Here is a 17,597-nt window from a genome sequence, read left to right on the forward strand (position 1 = left end):
ACGCTTGGCGAGGATGACGACCTCTACACGCTGCTGCCCTGGCGCTGGAAAGATACTCTACCGGCCTGATTCAGGCCGGAACAGATGGGGTTAGTGGACCGTTTACGGAACAGCCAGATCTCCTCGCCCCACTCAAACTCGCCCTGCTGCAGGTACTCAAGCGCACTGAGCGGCTCACCTCCACCATCCACCACCGAAAGATAGAAGCGTTCCACATCCTCCTTGAGCGCCTGATGGCGGGCGGCCACCAGGGTGTTCTCCTGCGGCGCGGCGGCGCCGGCGGCGGTGACCGGCTCCGGGCGCGGCACGGGCCGGGGCAAGCGATGAAGAAGCCCGGTCAGGGTGCGGCTGTCGGCGTCGTGATCCAGGGCCGCGGCGCCGGCGGCGACCAGCGGCGCGGCACGGTTGACCAGCGCCGGCACCTCGCTGCGCCGGGCGTAGTTGCCGGGCACGAAACCGGGGTGCTCGCGCAGGAAGGCGGCCATGCCGGCCACCAGGCGGCTGCGCGACTGCTGCTGACGGAAACGCGCCAGCAGTTCGATCATCCGCCGCTGCACCTCGCGCAGGCTGGTGTAGTGGCGGGTGAGCTGGTGCTGCAGGCCGCTGACCAGCAGTTTGCGCAGGGCGCCGTCGCCCCCCACCAGTTCAATCAACTCGGTGAAATCGATCAGCTCAAGGCCGTCGAGCAGGCGCACGATCTGCTTCTGAGCGCGCTCGTTCTCGCGAATCTTGTCGCCTAGCCGGCTGACGAAACCGAAGTCACTGTTGAGGCGGCGCCACAGGCTGTCGATGGCATCGGCGAAGCGGCCGTTGAGGTCGTCCACCGCCTGTCGTAAACGCAGCAGCTGCTGCTCCTGGCGCCAGTATTCGCCGGCGTCGCGGGTCTCGCGGTAGCTCTGCACCAGGCTGCGCAGGAGCTCCAGGGTCTCGGCCACGTCGGCGTTCACATGGCGGCGGGTCTCGTCGGCGAGCATCTCGGCGATTAGCTCACGCACCTTGGGGGCGAGCTTTACCCCACCTTGCTCGTCCGGGCGCCACAGGATGCGTGCGGCCAGCAGCCGGTTGAGCGCCGTCTTGCTCAGCCCGGCCAGCGGCACCTCGTCCCGGGCGTAGCCGGCCATCAGCGCCTCGGCGTGCTTGCCGAGCAGCGCCAGACGCTCGGCGCCGGTGCTGATCAGGCGGCTCTCCAGGGCGTGGGGGTCGCTGGCGCCGTCCATCACAGCAGGCTCTCCTGGCTGGCCGGTGGCTGGTCGTCGATGGGCAGGTTCTCCTCATCGCGGATGAAGCGCACCAGGTCGATCAGGTAGTCGATCTTCGCGGTCACCACGAAGTACTGCCGGTCGGCGTGGGGCTGGAGCAGATAGCCGTGCTCCTTGAGGCGCTTGAAGACCTGCTTGATCTGGGCGTCGAGCTGATCGCTCTGGGAGCCGAAGAAGGGATCGGTCGCCAGGCGCTCCAGACGCTCGCGCAAGCCCTGGATGTCCTCGCAGCGGGAGCTGAAGTCGGCGGGCTTGAGCACGTCACCGGGGGCGGCCAGGCCGTCGCGACCCAGGGTCTCCTGCACCAGCTGCAGCCACTCCAGCATCGGCAGCAGGCTCGCGACCGTCTCGGCCAGCTGGCGCGAGAGCTGCTCCCGGGCGGCCTCATCGAGCGTTCGCCAGGCCAGGAAATAGACGCTGCCCTCGTCGTTGGTGGCCAGGCGGCGGTTCAACGGACGCAGATAGGTATCGAGCTGCTCGCGGGTCGCGTCGTCCGCGAGCCGGCGAAAGGCGCTCTCGTCGCTCACCGCACAGATGAACTCCCCGGCCAGCAGGCGTTCCAGCAGGGGGCCCAGCTCGACCATAGAGCGCTCGACCATCGAGTGTTCAACCATGGAGCGTTCAATCATGAGGCGGCCCCCTCGGCGCGGACCTGCAGGCGCTGGGCCAGGCGGCTCAGGCGCGGTTCGATGCGCTTCAGGACGCGCTTGTCGGGGGCGGCCTCGTCGCGGTCGATCAGATAGCGATTGTGGAACAGTAGCAGCACGTCCGACTCCGGGTTGGGAAAGGCGCCGACGATATGGATGCGGTTGTTGTCACAGGCGTCGAACAGCTTCTCGACGTTGTGGTAGGCCAGGGTACCGATCTCATCGATGGGCCAGTGGATGGCGATCTCGGCCTGGCCCCGCAGCAGCCGGGTGAAAGCGAGCAGGAACTTGCACAGGATCAGGTAGGCCATGCCGTGGCTGGAGGACTCCAGCAACTGACGGTCGTTCTTGATCACGAGATCCGTGCCGCCCTCGTTGAGGTGCAGTTCCAGGCGTAGCAGGCTCTCGAAACTATACTGCTGGTCGCTGCGCAGCAGCTCCACCACGTCGCCCAGGGCGTCGAGATAGTCGTCGCTGGGCAGCGGCTGCCCGGACTCGCGCCACTCCCGGTAGCGCTGGGCGAAGCGCTTGAGCGGCTCCCAGAAGCCCAGCTCGTCGATGGTGGACTGGATCTTGACCTCGGCGCGGCCGATGCCCTCGAGCTTCAGGTCGTCGGCCACCTCGTCGGAGAGCCGCCGGCTCTGGGCGTTGATGCGCCGGTTGAGGTCGCGGAACACGGTGAAGAACTTGTCCAGATCGTCGCTGAGGTTACGCCCCTCCTGCAGCAGCTGCTGCTGCTGGCCCTCCAGCAGCTGGAGCATGTCGCGCAGCACGTCGAGCAGGCGGCGCGGGCTTGGATCCTCGAGCTTGGCACGCTCGGACTCCAGCGCATCCTGGAAGTCGGCGCTGGCACCCTTCACCAGCTCGACCTCGATCTTCTCGCAGCCGCGACGCAGCACATCGAGCTGTCGGGCGTGGTCGGCCAGCGCCTGGCGGGCGCGATCGATACGCTCAGCGGCATCGCCCGGGGCCTCGCCGCGGGGCTCGGGGGACGGCGCCAGCGAGAGATCGGCGAGCTTGTCGAGCAGCGGGGCCAGGGTCTCGACCAGCGCCTGCTCGGCGTCGCGCTTGGCCTTGAGGTCGCGGGCCGCCGCCTGGTACTCCTGGCTGGCCGCATGGAAATCGGCCTTGTGCTGTTCGCGCTCGCGCTCGGCCGCCTGGCGCTCGCGGGCGAGCGACGCCTCCTTCTCCACCAGACGCGGCTTGCGCTCGCCCCACTCCACCCGCATGAAGCGGCGATAGGCATCCAGCTCATCCTGACGATCGACCGTCTGGCGAATCCGCTGCTCCAGATCCTTGAGGCGACGCCGGGTCTCGTTGAGGCGAACGGTGTCCACGCCCTGCTCGGCCAGTTCGCTGTCGAAGGCGGCCTCGAGCTCCTCGCGCTGCCGGCGGTTCTCCTCCTTGAGCTCGCCGAGCTGCCGGCGCCGCTGCTGGATCTTCTGCTCGAAGCTGGCCAGCCGGCCCTGATAGTCGGCGGTCACTTCCAGGCGCTGGCCGCGGTGGCTATCCGCCAGCGCCGCAAGCGCCCGCTCGCGCTCCTCGATTAACGCCTGCTGGATCTCCTGTTGCTCCTCCAGGGCCGCCCGGCAGGCGGCCTGACGAGCCTGCTGGGCGGCGGCATGGCGCTCCTGGTACTGCCGACGGGCCTGCAGGGCGTACTCCACCTCCTCGCCGGCGCGGCGGCTCGCGCTGCGCGCACGATCGAGCCGTGCCGACGCCTCCTGTACCTTGTCATGGCGCGCCTTGAGGGCCTTCTCCGCCGCCTGCACCGCGGCCTGGGCCTCACTGAATGCCTGCTCGGCGGCGGCGATCTCGGCCACCAGGCTGGCGCCCTCCTGGGCATAGTCGGGCAGCGCGATCGCGGCCAGGTCCATCGCCAGCCCGAAGAGGTCGTCGCTGGCGTCGTCGTTGAACTGGGGGGCCAGGTCGCGGCGCTCAAGCAGCCCCGGGGCGATCACCTTCCCCAGGGTCTGCTCCCAGCCCGGGCGGTGGTGGCGCAGGAAGTGGCGCAGGCTGCCCTGGGCGGGGTCACGCTGGATCCGCAGCGTCTCCAGGTGCGCCTCGGCCCGGGAGCGCTGCCCTCGGGCCAGCTCCAGGTCGCGTTCGGCGGTATCACGCTCCTGCTTACGCTCATCGAGTTCGCCGCGCAGGCTGTCGACCGCCGAGGCGGCGGCCTGCTGTGCCGCCTGGGCCTGATCGAGCCGGGCCTGGGCCTGCTCGGCCTCGCGGACCTCCTCCGCGGTCTGCGCGGGGTGGGCCAGTTGCGCCTTGAGTTCGGAGAGTCTGGCGGTGCCCTGCTCCAGGCGGACGCGGTAGTCATCATCCAGGGCCTGGCGGCGAGACTGATAGTCCGCCTCCAGGCGATTCTCGCCCTCGCGCTGCGCTTCGCGGCAGGCCTCCTTCTCATCGCCCAGGGCGTCGATCAGCGCCTGGATCTCGTCGCGGCGCTGCTCAAGCAGGTCGCCCAACTCCACCAGGCGAGCCTCGAGTCGCGCCTTGCTCTCCTTGAAGGCCTGCTCCATGAGCTCGAGGTGGTCGCGCAGCTGTTGCTGCTGCTCACGCCACTGGGGCAGCGCCTTGAGGTTTTGCTCGAGACCGGGCATGTCGGCCTCCTCGTATTCCTCGAAGCGGCGCTGCAGGTCGTCGAGGTCGGCGCGGGTCCTGTTCAGCTCGCTGTCGAGTTCAGCGAAGCGGTCGTTGAGGGCGATGCCGGCCTCGCGGTAGGCCTGTTCGCGGGCCTGAAAGTCACGCTGACGCTGGCTCAGCTGCGCCTCCAGATCAGCCTGGGTGCGTACGGCGCGATGGCGGTCGGCCTCGAGCTGGGGCCTGAGCTGCCACAGCGAGGACTCGAGGTCGGCCAGCTCGCGATCGAGGCTCTCCAGGGCGGCCAGCGAGTGCTGCAGGGGCGCCAGGCGCATAGACTGTCGCATGCGGTCGATCCACTCTCGCGCCTTGGTGTTGCGGATGCGAGTGACCGGCAGTTCGACGCCATCCTCCTCGAAGATCGCCGCCAGCATGGTCTTGAGGGTGTCCATCTTGCCCTCCTTGGCGTGCACCGCCGAGACCAACTTCTCCATATGGCGGATGCGCTGCCCGGGGCGCACCAGGCTGAAGCGGGCGGCCACCTGGCGCAGGCGCAGCCCATCGCGGCTATTGCCCCGGGGTTGGGAGGGACCGAGCTGGGTGAAATCATTCTGGATCACCGAGCGGTACTCGGAGGTGGCGCCGAGCTTGGCTGAGGGTGGAATGCCCTGTCGGCGCATGCCGTTGGCCCAGTGGGCGTAGTCCAGGGCGGTGACGCCGGCCTCGCTCTCCACCAGGTAGTCCTCGGGGCGATAGGGGGCGCCCACGAAGCGGTACTCCACGCCGCCCTCGCTCCGGCGGGTCAGCACCGCCTGGCAGACGTCACCCTCCTCGCGGCGATACTCGTAAACCAGGTAGCTGTTGCGGTGGGGCAGGTAGAACGCATCGAACTTGAGCCGCGTGCGCGGGACTACCTTGTTGGGCAGCTCCCCATAGAACACCGGCACCAGGCGCTGCAGGGTGGTCTTGCCCGAGGCGTTGGTGCCGCAGATATTGGTGTGGCCATCCACACTGAGTTCGACCACGCCCTCGAGGTGGCCGTGGATCATCACGATGCGTAACAAGTGAGCCATGTCGCGTCCTTGGTCATTGGCGGGTCGCTCCCGGCGAGCGAACATAGTGCCGGAGGGGCGAGGCCATCTCAATTGGTCGACGCCGGCGAGTGTCGCTTGTGCTGAATCTGAGCGTATCGGGTGCTAACGAAGTCTGGGAACGTTGGGGAAGTAGAGTGACGAGACAGGGCGGGTACAGAGGGGACGATAAGCAGGAAGCGGCCTTCCCTGGCCGGGGATATTACTGTCAGGCGATATAGGCTTCGATGGCGTCGCGCGCGGCCAGCTGGGCCAGGGCCTGGTTGATCAGGTGCTCGAGAACTTCATGAGTCTGGGTAGGGATTGACATGGTGACCTCCGAGTTAGTTACCACACTAATAAACCGCATTTCCATGCAGCTTTCAATACTCGGTAATGATTTCCATAACCTCTTTCTCATCCGGAGGAGTGATGATCTCTCGCTTGACCGCCCAGCGCCTGCGCAACACAGTCCAGCACCTGCTGATCCTGGCCGGTCTCGCGCTGCTGCTGACGGTGCCCGGCTATCTGTTGGCAGGCAGCCTGGGCGTGGTATGGGCCTTCGGGTTAGTGGCGCTGACGCTCTATATGGGGGGACGCATCCCGCCACGCCTGGCGCTCGCCCGCGCCAGTGCAGGGCGGTTGCGCCGTCACCAGGCGCCGGAACTCTACCGGGTGCTGGACATCCTCTATCGACGCGCCGGGCTCTCCCGTGAGCCCCAGCTGTTCTTCGTGCCGGCAACCGACCTGAACGCCTTCGCCGTAGGCGACGCCCGGGAGGGCGGGATCGCCATCACCGACGGCCTGCTGCACACCCTGGGCCTGCGCCAGCTGGCCGGCGTGCTGGCCCACGAGGTGAGCCACCTACGTCACGGCGATACGCGGGTAATGTCCATGGCGGCGACCATGACACGCCTGACCATCTGGGGGGCCTTCCTGGTGCAATTGGGGCTGCTGGTGATGCTGCCCATGGTGGTGGCGGGAGAGGTTCGCATGCCCTGGCTGGAACTGCTGGCGGTGGCCCTGGCGCCCTCGGCCAGCACGCTGCTGCAGCTGGCACTGTCGCGCAACCGGGAGTTCACCGCGGATCTGGAGGCCGCCGCCCTGACCCGGGACCCCAAGGGTCTGGCCGCGGCGCTCCAGGAGCTGGAGCGCCACCAGGGGCTGTGGCTCTCGGCACTGCTGCCGGGAGGCCGCCCGCCGGGCTGGTTCTGGCTGCTGCAGACCCATCCGCCCACCGGCGAGCGCATCCGCCGACTGCTCGCCCTCTCGGACCGCCAGGGGCCGCGGCCGCCCTCCCCTCGGCCCTATCGGCCGCGGGATGAGCTGGTGGTCGATCGGCCAGCGCCCCAGGGGCACCGCTACTGGTTCGGCCGGCGGCCCAGGCGGTAACGCCAGAGGCGACCCCGAAGGGCCGCCTCTGGCTCAAGCGAGGCCCCGCCAACCGGGGCGCTGTCGCTTACTGAGTCACTTACTGAGAGGGCATCTGCTGCTGTTGCATCTGCTCCTGCATCTGGCGCATCTGCTGCTCCTGCTCCTGGGCCAGGCGATCGAGCTCGTCGCGCTGCTCCGCGGTCAGGGTGGACTGGATGCGCGCCTGCATCAGGGCACTTTCGGCGGTCATGTCGCCGGTGAGCTGGCCGAGGCGCTCGGCGTCGCGACGGATGGAGGCTTCATCAAAATCCGGGCCGATCTGCTCGTGGATCTGCATCTGCACGCCTTGGGCCTCGCCCTGCAGAGACTGCAGGCGCTCCTGGCCCTGGGTGAGCAGCGACACCAGCTCCTGTTCCTGGCCGGCATCCAGGTTGACCAGCTCATCGAGCTGGGCCACCTGCTGTTCGGCACTGGGCGCGCCCTGGGGCATCTGCTGGGCCACCGCGGGGGCGGTCAAAGCGAAGGTCAGGGCAAGGGCACTGCCGGTAATCACGGCGAGGGGTTTGGCAAATGACATGCAATCTCCTGAAAAATCATTGATATCCAGTGACCCTAGCACGCAGCCCGAGGAGATGACACCCCGGCCCGCTGACATAGGCGCCCTTCTTCCCGCGGCATCGTGCGCTAGAATCGCAGACCATTCCCGAGTCTGAGCCTTTCGAACAACAGCGGAGCCTGCCCTTTCATCATGAAATATATCGGAGCCCACGTCAGCGCCGCGGGCGGCGTCGATCAGGCGGTGCACCGTGCCGCAGAAATTGGCGCCAATGCCTTTGCGCTGTTCACCAAGAACCAGCGCCAGTGGAACGCCAAGCCGCTGGAAGAAACCGCCATCGCAGCGTTTCGTTCCGCCTGCGAAACGCACGGCTTCGGGCCGGGGCAGATCCTTCCCCATGACAGCTACCTGATCAACCTGGGCCACCCGGAGGCCGAGGGCCTGGCCAAGTCACGAGCCGCCTTCCTCGACGAGATGCAACGCTGCGAGCAGCTTGGCATCGACCTGCTCAATTTCCACCCGGGCAGCCATCTCAGGAAGATCAGCGAGTCCGAGTGCCTTGCGCGCATCGCCGAGTCGATCAACGAGGCGCTGACCCATACCCGGGGCGTCACCGCAGTGATCGAGAATACCGCCGGCCAGGGCAGCAACCTGGGCTGGCGCTTCGAGCAGCTGGCCGAGATCATCGAGCAGGTGGAGGACAAGGTGCGGGTCGGGGTCTGCCTGGACACCTGCCACGCCTTCGCCGCTGGCTACGACCTGCGCACGGCCGAGGCCACCAACGCGATGCTGGATGAATTCGCCGCCGTGGTGGGCATCGAGTATTTGCGCGGCATGCACCTCAACGACGCCAAGAGCGAGCTGGGCAGCCGGGTCGACCGACACCACAGCCTGGGCCAGGGCAATATCGGCCTGGCCTGCTTCACTGCGCTGATGCGCGATGCGCGCACCGACGGCATCCCCCTGGTGCTGGAGACCATCGAACCGGCCATCTGGGCCGAGGAGATCGCTTGGTTGCGCAGCCAGCAGGTGGCCAGATGATCGATTCATCGCAGATCAGCGTTCGCCCCTATGAGCCCGACGACTGGCCGGCCCTCTGGGCCATGCTCGGGCCGGTGTTCTGCGCTGGCGAGACCTACGCCGTGCCCCGCGAGATCACCGCACAGGACGTTCACGTGATGTATCGGCTGCTGTGAGTAGGCGCCAAGGCGATTGACCGCCCTCCCCGGGCCGGTGCATGCTCAGCAGACAATGATTCGCAAGACGCTGACACAACAAAGGAAACCAACAATGAAAGGCTTTTCACGCAGTACGCTCGCCGTGGGCATTTCCCTGGCCATGATGGCCTCCGCCAACGCCTCCGAGTTCGCCGACATGGACCCGGTCACCCTGCGCCTGGCCCATGTGGTCAACGAGCAGGACGGCTTCCATATCGCCGCCATGAAGTTCGAGGAGCTCGTGGAGGAGCGCACCGACGGCAAGGTGACCGTGGATCTCTACCCCAACGCCAGCCTGGGCGACGAACGCACCCTGCTCGAGGGCATGCAGATCGGCACCGTGGACATGGGGGTGATCACCAACGGGCCGGTGGCCAACTTCGTCGAGGAGATGGCGGTGTTCGAGCTGCCTTTCCTCTTCCCCAGCCCCGAGGCCGCCTATGAGGTGCTCGACGGCCCCATCGGCCAGGAACTGCTCGACAAGCTGGCCGAGGTCAACCTCAAGGGGCTGGCCTACGCCGAGCGCGGCTTTCGCAACCTGACCAATAGCGAACGGTCGGTCGCCACCCCCGAGGATATGGATGGCCTGCGCATTCGCGTGATGGAAAACCCGGTCTACGTGGACACCTTCCGCGAGCTCGGCGCCAATGCAATCCCCATGGCCTGGACCGAGGCGCTGACCGCCATGCAGCAGGGCACCATCGACGGCCAGGAAAACCCGGTCAACGTCATCCACTCCTTCAAGCTCAACGAGACCCAGGCGCACATGACGCTGACCCGACACACCTACGCGCCGGCGATCTTCGTGATGGGCATGCCGAGCTGGAACCAGCTGCCCGTGGCCGCCCAGGAGGTGCTGGTGCAGGCCGCGCAGGAGGCCGCCGAGCACGAGCGGCGGGTGAACGCGGAGATGGAAGCCGAGCAGCTGGCTGACCTTCGCGAGGCCGGCATGCAGATCATCGATGATGCCGACCTGGAGGCCTTCCAGGCCGCCGTGGCGCCGGTTTACGAGAAGTACGGCGAGCAGTTCGGCGACACCCTGGTGCGCATCCGGGAGGCGCTGAAATAAGTGAGCCTGCTTGCGCGCTACCTGCTGAGACCCCTGCAGTTCAGTGAGCGCGCCATCGACGCCGTCATGCAGCCCGTGGTCTTCGCGGGCATGGCGGCGTTGATCGGCGTGATCACCCTGCAGATCGTCTCGCGGGTCTTCTTCACGGCGGTGGGCTGGACCGAGGAGGTCGCCCGCTTCCTGCTGGTGTGGATCACCTTCCTTGCCGCCACCCTGGCCTTCCAGCGCGGCCGCCATATCGCCGTGACCTTCGTGGTGAACGCCCTGCCCGGGCGCCTGCGCCAGCTCGCACGCATCGCCGCGGTGCTGGTGGCGCTGGGCTTCATGGTGGCGCTGGTGGTGATCGGCTATCGCTACATGCAGGTGCAGAGCTTCCAGAAGTCCGCCTCGCTGCGCCTCTCCATGACCTACGTCTATGCGGTCATCCCGATCGCTGCCGCGATCATGGCCTGGTATGCCCTGGTCGACCTGCTGGAGCTGCTGGTCCGGGGTCCGGACGCCGCCCAAGGTGATGACAAGCGCGGCAGCGGCAGCGCCGAGGAGCCCCCCGCATGACCGGCGTGCTGTTCCTGCTCTTCTTCCTCTTCATGCTGCTGGGGGTGCCCATCGCCCTGGCCATCGGCGCCAGCACCCTGCTGGCCCTTAACGCCCAGGGCGTGCCGCTGATGGTGGTCACCCAGCAGATGTTCCAGGGCATCAACTCCTTCGCCCTGGTGGCGGTGCCAATGTTCATCCTCGCCGGGGACCTGATGGCCCAGGGCAAGGTCAGCGCGAAACTGGTGGACTTCGCCGATTCCCTGTTCGGCTTTCTCAAGGGCGGGCTCTCCATCGTCTCGGTGGGGGCCGGCATGTTCTTCGCCGCCATCTCCGGCTCCGGCGCCGCCACCACCGCCGCGGTGGGCTCGAGCCTGGTGCCGGAGCTGCGCAAGAAGGGCTACGACCCCGCCTCGGCGGCCAGCCTGATCGCCGCCAGCGGCACCATCGGCGTGGTGATTCCGCCCTCGGTGCCGATGATCATCTACGCGGTGATCGCCCAGCAGTCGGTCTCGAAGCTGTTCCTGAGCGGCATCATACCGGGCATCACCATGGGCCTGGGGCTCGGGGCCATCGCCATCGTCCAGGCCTACCGCCGCAACTACCCCCGCGGCACCGCACTCTCGCTCGCCACCATCTGGCGCACCTTCAAGAGCGCCAGCTGGGGCCTGATGACACCGGTGATCATCCTCGGCGGGATCTTCTCGGGGATCTTTACCCCGAGCGAGGCGGCGGTGGTGGCGGTTAACTACGCCCTGCTGGTGTCGCTGTTCGTCTACCGCGACCTGGGCCTGGCCGACGTCTACCGCATCCTCATCCGCTCGGCGATCACCACCTCGGTGATCATGCTGGTGATCGCCACCTCGGCGGTGCTGAGCTGGACGCTCTCCAGCTGGCAAGTGCCCGGCGCCATCGCCGAGTCGGTGCTGTCGCTCTCCACCGACCCGCTGGTGATCATGCTGCTGGTGGTGGCGGTGATCCTGCTCACAGGGGTGTTCATCGAGACAGCCAGCGCCCTGATCATCCTCACCCCGGTGCTGCTGCCGCTGGTGACCCAGCTCGGCATCGACCCGATCCACTTCGGCATCATCATCGTAATGGGGCTGGCCATCGGCATGATCACCCCGCCGGTGGCGATCAACCTCTACGTGGCCTCCTCGGTCACCCAGCTGCCGCTGGAGCGCATCACCCGCGCTATCGTGCCCTACCTGCTGGGGCTGATCGGGGTGCTGCTGCTGGTGGTCTACGTGCCAATCCTGGCGGGCTGGTCGGGATAAGGCCAGCGCCCCTTGACCCACCCACGACCAGCCAGCAGGCTGGCCTCTTCTGCCCTGTGCCATGAAGGCATGTCATCAAGGAAAGCCCCGTGATTCGATCCCGATACCTGCTGCAGCCCACCGCCGGCCTGACCCTCGCCCTGCTCGCCGGCTGCACGACCTACACCTTTCCGGACGGCAGGCAGGAAACCCTGTGGGGCGTACCCACCGAGGATGAGACCAAGACCCGCGAGGAACGCCAGGCCGAACCGCTCCGGTACCGGGTGCCCGGCGAGATGCCGGAGTGATGGCGAAATGACGTATCCTTGGCGCGTCGCCCGGAGCCTGACCGCTGGCCCCCGCGGTCAGGCTTCGTCTAACTGGATTTATTGATGACCAGGCCATGTCGCCGAAGCTTGCGCACCACGCTCGGCTGGCTGATGCCGAGTCGTTCGGCGATGGCATAGGTGCTGGACATCCTTTGACAAAGATCGTCCAGCACCCCCCGCTCGACCCGGCCGAGATAGTCGGGCAGTGTCTCCCGATGTCCCAGCATGAAAGATGAGGACTCCGACCAGTCGGCCTCACCGTCTTCCACTTGCACCAACCGATGATCTGCATGCGAGGCCGGGGCATCGATCAGATCGCCGACCGATGAGAGCCAGGCCCTCTCGAGCCAATTCTCCAGCTCCCGGACGTTGCCGGGCCAGTCACGGCTCATCAGCTCCGACCAGACACTGGAGTGCAGCAGTTTCTTGCGCCCGTAACGGCAGTTGAGCTCGTCCAGGCACTGCTCCACCAGCCCCGGAATATCCTCGCGGCGGTCGCGCAGCGGCGGAAGGGTCACGGGGATCACGTTGACTCGGTAGTAGAGGTCCAGCCGGAAGGTTCCCTCTTCGACCTTTTCGGCCAACGCCTTGTTGGTGGCGACCACCAGCCTGAAATCCACGCGGCGTGATCGAGTATCGCCCAGACGAGTCAAGGTGCCATCCTGGATCACCTTGAGCAGCTTGGTCTGCATGGTCATCGGCAGTTCGCCGATCTCGTCCAGAAAGAGCGTGCCTCCCTCGGCCTGTTCGAGCAGCCCCGCCTTGCCCTGTCGCGCTGCGCCGCTGAAGGCCCCTGGCTGATAGCCGAACATCTCCGACTCGAACAGGTTGTCAGGAATCGCCCCACAGTTGACCTCGACGAAGGGCCCCTCGCTGCGACGGCTCCAGCGATGAAGCTGACGCGCGAAAGCCGTCTTGCCAACCCCGGATTCGCCCAGCATCAATACCGTGGCGTCCGCCGGCGCCACCCGCTTCAGCAGTAGCGCCACCTCACGCATCACCCGGCTTCGCACCTGCAGCGTATCCAGATCCGCTTCCAGGTCGCCATCTTCCGAGGGTCCCACATGGCTGCGTTTCAGGTGCTCGCTGAAACGACGCTGCAGGAGGGCATACTCGTCCTGCAGCAACTGCAGGTCAGTGAGGTCACGTGACCGGCTCACGATGCGTTCTATACGGCCATTGACCTCGACCGGGTGAGCTTCGGCAATGACCCGGCGACCCGTCCCGGTCACCTGCATCAGCTGAGCAGGCCGCCCGGTTCGCAGCACCTCGAGGCTGATCGATGGCTTGAGAACCCCCTGCGCTTCCAGTTCCTGCACCGTGGCGGCCTTTAGGGCCTCTCGCGACATGCCGTAGACGGCGGCAGCACCCGGACTGACATCCAGTACCCGGCCCGTGCCATCGACGATGAAAAAGTGGTCGTTGGCGGTAAGTACGATGGTTTCCAGCACCCGGCTGTCGATATGCATGGTGTCGAGCCTGTATCGGCGATTCATTGATGAATCAATGATACACAACTGCATCATTATTATCCCGGGAGTGATCCAGAAATGGATCACCTCGAACGCAATTCTTGGCAAAATCAACAGTCTGATACCTGGCACGATTCCTGCTTAATCTCAAATGACCAACCCGTCACCTGCAGGAGAGACCATGAGCACCTTCAACCAGCCCCTGGGGGGCAATGAAATGCCGCGCTTCGGTGGCCCCGCCACCATGATGCGCCTTCCCACCCAGGAGAGTGCCGCGGGCCTGGATGCTGCCTTCATCGGCGTCCCACTGGACATCGCCACGTCCAACAGGCCCGGTACGCGCCTCGGTCCCCGGCAGATCCGAGATGAATCGCGCATGCTGCGCCCCTACAACATGGCCACCCGCGCCGCCCCCTTCGACAGCCTGCAGGTGGCCGACATCGGCGATGTGCCGATCAACACCTTCCACCTTCCCAAGACGGTGGACATCATCACCGCCTTCTACGATGAGGTGTTACAACATGACTGCGCCCCGCTGACTCTCGGGGGCGACCATGTCATCACCCTGCCGATCCTGCGAGCCATCGCCAGGAAGCATGGCCCGGTCGGGCTTATCCACATCGACGCCCATGCCGATGTCAACGATCACATGTTCGGGGAACCCATCGCCCACGGCACCCCCTTCCGGCGAGCCCAGGAAGAGGGGCTGCTGGCCCATGGCAAGGTGGTTCAGATCGGCCTGCGCGGCACCGGCTACGCCGCCGAGGATTTCGACTGGTGTCGCAAGCAGGGCTTCCGCGTGGTCACCGCGGAGGAGTGCTGGTATCGCTCACTCGAACCGCTGATGGTCGAAGTGCGCGAGCAGATGGGCGACATCCCGGTCTACATCTCCTTCGACATCGATGGCCTGGACCCCTCGGTGGCACCGGGCACCGGCACCGTGGAAATGGGAGGCCTGACCGCCAGCCAGGGTCTCGAGATCCTGCGCGGCTCGGCGGGCCTTAACATAATCGGCGGTGACCTGGTCGAGGTCTCGCCCCCCTACGACACCAGCGGCAACACCGCGTTGATGGGCGCCACCCTGCTCTACGAGATGCTCTGCGTGCTACCCGGCGTCAAGCGCCGCGACTAATCACATCACGACTCTTCACGAGCCTTTGTCCGGGCTCGACAACGACACGATGCCACTCACAACAATCCGTGGGGTTATCCATAATGTCCTCTCTCGAATCCACCGGCAGCGACGCTGCCACCGGCGGCACCTTCAAGCGCCGGGACCTGCTCAAGTTCCTGATTCCCTCATTGATCGGGATGAGCCTGTTCCTCGTCCCCTTCAAGGTCGGAGATACCATCAACATCGGCATGGGGCTGATGGCCGATGGCCTGAAAGCCCTGCTAGGCGACGCCCTGCCTGCCATCGCGGTGATCGTGCTGTGTGTGTCTGTTGCGGCAACGCTGCTGGTCAAGGTCGCCAAACCAGGCTGGGCGGAGAAGGGCGTGATCCACGACATGTTCCATGTCGGCCCCGTCTGGTTCGGCATGCGCATTCTGGGTGCCGCCTTTGCGCTGATGACCTTCTTCCAGTTCGGCCCCGAGTTCGTCACCGCCCCCTTTACCGGCGGCGTGATGCTCAATGATTTGGCCCCCGTCCTGCTCACCTTCTTTTTCTTCGCCGCCCTGCTGCTCCCCTTTCTGGTCGAATTCGGCTTCATGGAGTTTATCGGCAGCCTGGTACGCAAGCCCTTTCGGATCATCTTCCGGCTACCGGGCCGCAGCGCCATCGATGCCACCGCCTCGTGGATGGGGTCCGGCACGGTCGGGGTGCTGATCACCACCCAGCAGTACGAGAAGGGCTTCTACAACCGTCGCGAAGCCTCGGTGATCGCCACCAACTTCTCGGTCGTCTCCATCGCCTTCGCCCTGCTGATCACCAGCTTCGTTGAGCTGAACCATATGTTCGTTCAATTCTACCTCACCGTGGTGGTCGCCGGCCTGATCGCCGCCGTCATCGTGCCCAGGCTGCCCCCGCTGTCGCGCAAACCCGACACCTACTACGAACCGGTGGGCTGCCAGTTGGCAGAAAAGCGCACGGAGAACATCGGCCTGTTTCGCTACAGCCTGCTGCAGGCAGTACGGCGTGCCGAGAAGGCGCCCGGCCCCCGCGAGATGATGCGCATCGCACTCTTCAACGTCGCCGACATCTTCCTGGCACTGCTGCCACTGGTCTTCGCCATTGGCACCGTGGCGCTGATCCTGGCCGAATTCACTCCCCTCTTTACCTGGCTTTCCTACCCCATGGTGCCCGTGCTGGAACTGCTGGGCGTACCCGAGGCAGAGGCCGCCGCCCCGGCGACGCTGGTGGGTTTCGCCGATATGTTCCTGCCCGCCGTCCTGGCCAGCAACATCGAGAGTGAACTGACCCGATTCGTGATCGCCTGCCTGTCCCTGACCCAACTGATCTACATGTCGGAGATCGGGGCACTGCTGATGAAGTCGAAGATCCCGCTCAAGCTCTGGGAACTGGCGGCCATCTTCCTGCTGCGCACGGCCATCACCCTGCCGATCATTACCTTCATGGCCCATACGTTCTTCTTCTGAGGTATCACCATGGCAACCCAGAGCATGACCTGCGCCGACCTGCTGCTGCACCTGCTGCGCGACACCTATGGCGTTGACAGCGTGTTCGGTATCCCCGGGGTGCATACCGTGGAGCTCTATCGCGGCCTGACCGGAAGCGGCATCCAGCACGTGTCTCCGCGCCACGAGCAGGGCGCCGGTTTCATGGCCGACGGCTATGCCCGGGCCACCGGCAAGCCCGGCGTCTGCCTGATCATCACCGGCCCCGGCATGACCAACATCGCCACCGCCATGGGTCAGGCGCTGGCCGACTCCATCCCCATGCTGGTGATCTCGAGCGTCAATCGTCGAGACACCCTGGGTCGCGGCCAGGGCCGGCTCCACGAGCTGGCGAGTCAGCAACAGCTGATGAGTGGGGTCTCACGCTTCAGCCATACCCTTCTCGACCCGAGCGCGCTGCCTGAGGTACTGGCGCGTGCCTTTGCGGTATTTCACGGCGAGCGGCCGGGGCCCGTGCACATCGAGATTCCCATCGATCTGTTCGCCGCCCCCGTCGCGGCCCCGATGCCGAGCACACCGCCACGCCTGTTCCGGGCCAGCCCCGATCCTCAGGGAGTATCGCTCGCCGCCGAATGGCTGCGCCAAGCCGAGTGTCCCCTGGTGCTGCTGGGCGGCGGTTGCGCGGACGCACCCACCTTGGCCAGGAGTCTCGTCGAGCACCTCGATGCCCCGACGGTGACCACGATCAACGCCAAGGGAGTACTGGGTCGCGACCACCCGCTCGATCTCGGCGCCAATGCCGCCCTGCCTACCGTGAGGCGGCTGGCAGCCGAGGCCGATGTGATCCTCGCCGTGGGCACCGAGCTCGGTGAGACCGACTACGACGTCGTGTTCGATGACGGCTTCACCCTGAACGGCAAACTGATCCGTATCGACATCGATGCTCAGCAGCTGGTGCGCAACCAGTCCCTGGCACTGGGACTGGTGAGTGACGCCGGGCGCAGCCTGGCATGCCTGCTCGAGCATTTCCCAGACCCCATCACCAGGGGCGGCGCCGAACGCACATCGCAGGTCCTGACCGAGCTGGGCCTCCACCGCGATCCCGCTTTCACCCCCTTCGTGCCCCTCTACGGCGTGCTGCGTGAGGCGCTGCCAGAGGCGATCCTGGTCGGTGATTCCACCGCGCCGGTCTACGCCGGCAACCACCTGGTGACTCAGCCCGAACCCCGACGCTACTTCAATGCCTCTACCGGCTACGGGACCCTCGGTTACGGGTTGCCGGCGGCAATGGGCGCACAACTCGGAAGACCCGACCTGCCGGTGGTGGCCCTGGTCGGCGATGGGGGCATCATGTTCACTCTATCCGAGCTTGCCACCGCCGTGGAGGCTCGCTTGCCGGTGGTGATCCTCCTCTGGCACAACGCCGGGTACGAGGAGATCCGTCGCTTCATGGACGCCGAGGGTGTCGAACGACTCGGCGTGGATATCCAGGCCCCGGACTTTCTCACCGTGGCTGCCGGATTCGGCTGCCTGGCCACCCGTGTCGGAACGCCCGCCGACCTGGCCCTCGCCCTTCAGCGGCGACCGCTGGATGGCCCCATCCTGATCGAGATCAATGCCGACGCCTGGCAGCAGGCCCTGGCATAGCAAT

Annotated in this window: 15 protein-coding genes; 10 read left to right on the forward strand and 5 right to left on the reverse strand. The window is 66.2% G+C overall.

The features are described 5' to 3' along the window. Positions 1–23: 23 nt before the first annotated feature. Genes ACR80S_RS15765 through ACR80S_RS15775 form a run of 3 tightly spaced genes read right to left on the reverse strand, consistent with a single transcriptional unit; the run spans position 24 to position 5,565 of the window. Positions 24–1,217, reverse strand: a complete 1,194-nt coding sequence (locus ACR80S_RS15765; RefSeq protein ID WP_435403782.1) for an SET domain-containing protein — start codon at positions 1,215–1,217, stop codon at positions 24–26. Next, entirely contained in the window at positions 1,217–1,843 is a 627-nt protein-coding gene (locus tag ACR80S_RS15770; RefSeq protein WP_435403820.1) for a condensin complex protein MksE, read from the reverse strand. The genes ACR80S_RS15765 and ACR80S_RS15770 overlap by 1 nt, the downstream gene beginning before the upstream one ends. A 41-nt stretch (positions 1,844–1,884) precedes the next feature. Then, positions 1,885–5,565, reverse strand: coding sequence for an ATP-binding protein (locus tag ACR80S_RS15775; RefSeq protein ID WP_435403783.1), 3,681 nt, complete (start codon positions 5,563–5,565; stop codon positions 1,885–1,887). A 429-nt stretch (positions 5,566–5,994) separates the two neighbouring features. On the opposite strand from ACR80S_RS15775, the gene ACR80S_RS15780 reads away from it, so the two are divergent. Then, the gene (locus ACR80S_RS15780) at positions 5,995–6,954 is read left to right on the forward strand and encodes a zinc metalloprotease HtpX (protein ID WP_435399601.1); all 960 of its coding nucleotides are present in this window, start codon (positions 5,995–5,997) and stop codon (positions 6,952–6,954) included. A 79-nt stretch (positions 6,955–7,033) separates the two neighbouring features. Here ACR80S_RS15780 and ACR80S_RS15785 read toward each other — a convergent pair whose 3' ends face one another. Continuing rightward, entirely contained in the window at positions 7,034–7,513 is a 480-nt protein-coding gene (locus tag ACR80S_RS15785) for a Spy/CpxP family protein refolding chaperone (RefSeq protein WP_435399600.1), read from the reverse strand. A gap of 171 nt (positions 7,514–7,684) precedes the next feature. Here ACR80S_RS15785 and nfo point away from each other — a divergent pair, with 171 nt between their 5' ends. From nfo to ACR80S_RS15815, 6 genes are all read left to right on the forward strand, one after another. Beyond that, a complete protein-coding gene (gene nfo / locus ACR80S_RS15790; protein ID WP_435399599.1) occupies positions 7,685–8,533 on the forward strand; it encodes a deoxyribonuclease IV in 849 nt (282 codons plus the stop codon). Beyond that, on the forward strand, positions 8,530–8,688 hold the full coding sequence (locus tag ACR80S_RS15795; RefSeq protein ID WP_435399598.1) for a hypothetical protein: 159 nt from the start codon (positions 8,530–8,532) through the stop codon (positions 8,686–8,688). Before nfo ends, ACR80S_RS15795 begins: the two co-directional genes overlap by 4 nt. Before the next feature lie 94 nt (positions 8,689–8,782). After that, positions 8,783–9,778, forward strand: coding sequence for a TRAP transporter substrate-binding protein (locus tag ACR80S_RS15800; RefSeq protein WP_435403784.1), 996 nt, complete (start codon positions 8,783–8,785; stop codon positions 9,776–9,778). 66 nt (positions 9,779–9,844) lie between these two features. Further along, positions 9,845–10,333, forward strand: a complete 489-nt coding sequence (locus ACR80S_RS15805; protein WP_435400075.1) for a TRAP transporter small permease — start codon at positions 9,845–9,847, stop codon at positions 10,331–10,333. Continuing rightward, the gene (locus ACR80S_RS15810; protein ID WP_435403785.1) at positions 10,330–11,589 is read left to right on the forward strand and encodes a TRAP transporter large permease; all 1,260 of its coding nucleotides are present in this window, start codon (positions 10,330–10,332) and stop codon (positions 11,587–11,589) included. The genes ACR80S_RS15805 and ACR80S_RS15810 overlap by 4 nt, the downstream gene beginning before the upstream one ends. 89 nt (positions 11,590–11,678) lie before the next feature. Further along, positions 11,679–11,876 (forward strand): hypothetical protein, encoded by a 198-nt coding sequence (locus ACR80S_RS15815; protein WP_435403786.1) that lies wholly within the window; start codon positions 11,679–11,681, stop codon positions 11,874–11,876. A 68-nt stretch (positions 11,877–11,944) separates the two neighbouring features. On the opposite strand, the gene ACR80S_RS15820 is transcribed toward ACR80S_RS15815, so the two are convergent. Then, positions 11,945–13,393 (reverse strand): sigma-54 interaction domain-containing protein, encoded by a 1,449-nt coding sequence (locus tag ACR80S_RS15820; protein ID WP_435403787.1) that lies wholly within the window; start codon positions 13,391–13,393, stop codon positions 11,945–11,947. 157 nt (positions 13,394–13,550) lie between these two features. On the opposite strand from ACR80S_RS15820, the gene speB reads away from it, so the two are divergent. From speB to ACR80S_RS15835, 3 genes are all read left to right on the forward strand, one after another. After that, positions 13,551–14,501 (forward strand): agmatinase, encoded by a 951-nt coding sequence (gene speB / locus ACR80S_RS15825; protein ID WP_435399593.1) that lies wholly within the window; start codon positions 13,551–13,553, stop codon positions 14,499–14,501. A gap of 83 nt (positions 14,502–14,584) precedes the next feature. After that, positions 14,585–15,967, forward strand: a complete 1,383-nt coding sequence (locus ACR80S_RS15830) for a YjiH family protein (protein WP_435399592.1) — start codon at positions 14,585–14,587, stop codon at positions 15,965–15,967. Positions 15,968–15,976: 9 nt separating this feature from the next. Continuing rightward, positions 15,977–17,593 carry a 5-guanidino-2-oxopentanoate decarboxylase gene (locus tag ACR80S_RS15835; protein ID WP_435403788.1) on the forward strand — a complete coding sequence of 539 codons (1,617 nt, stop codon included), beginning with the start codon at positions 15,977–15,979 and terminating at the stop codon, positions 17,591–17,593. Positions 17,594–17,597: the final 4 nt, after the last annotated feature.

The sequence above is a fragment of the Halomonas salsilacus genome (genome assembly GCF_051216275.1).
Classification (GTDB): Bacteria; Pseudomonadota; Gammaproteobacteria; order Pseudomonadales; family Halomonadaceae; genus Halomonas.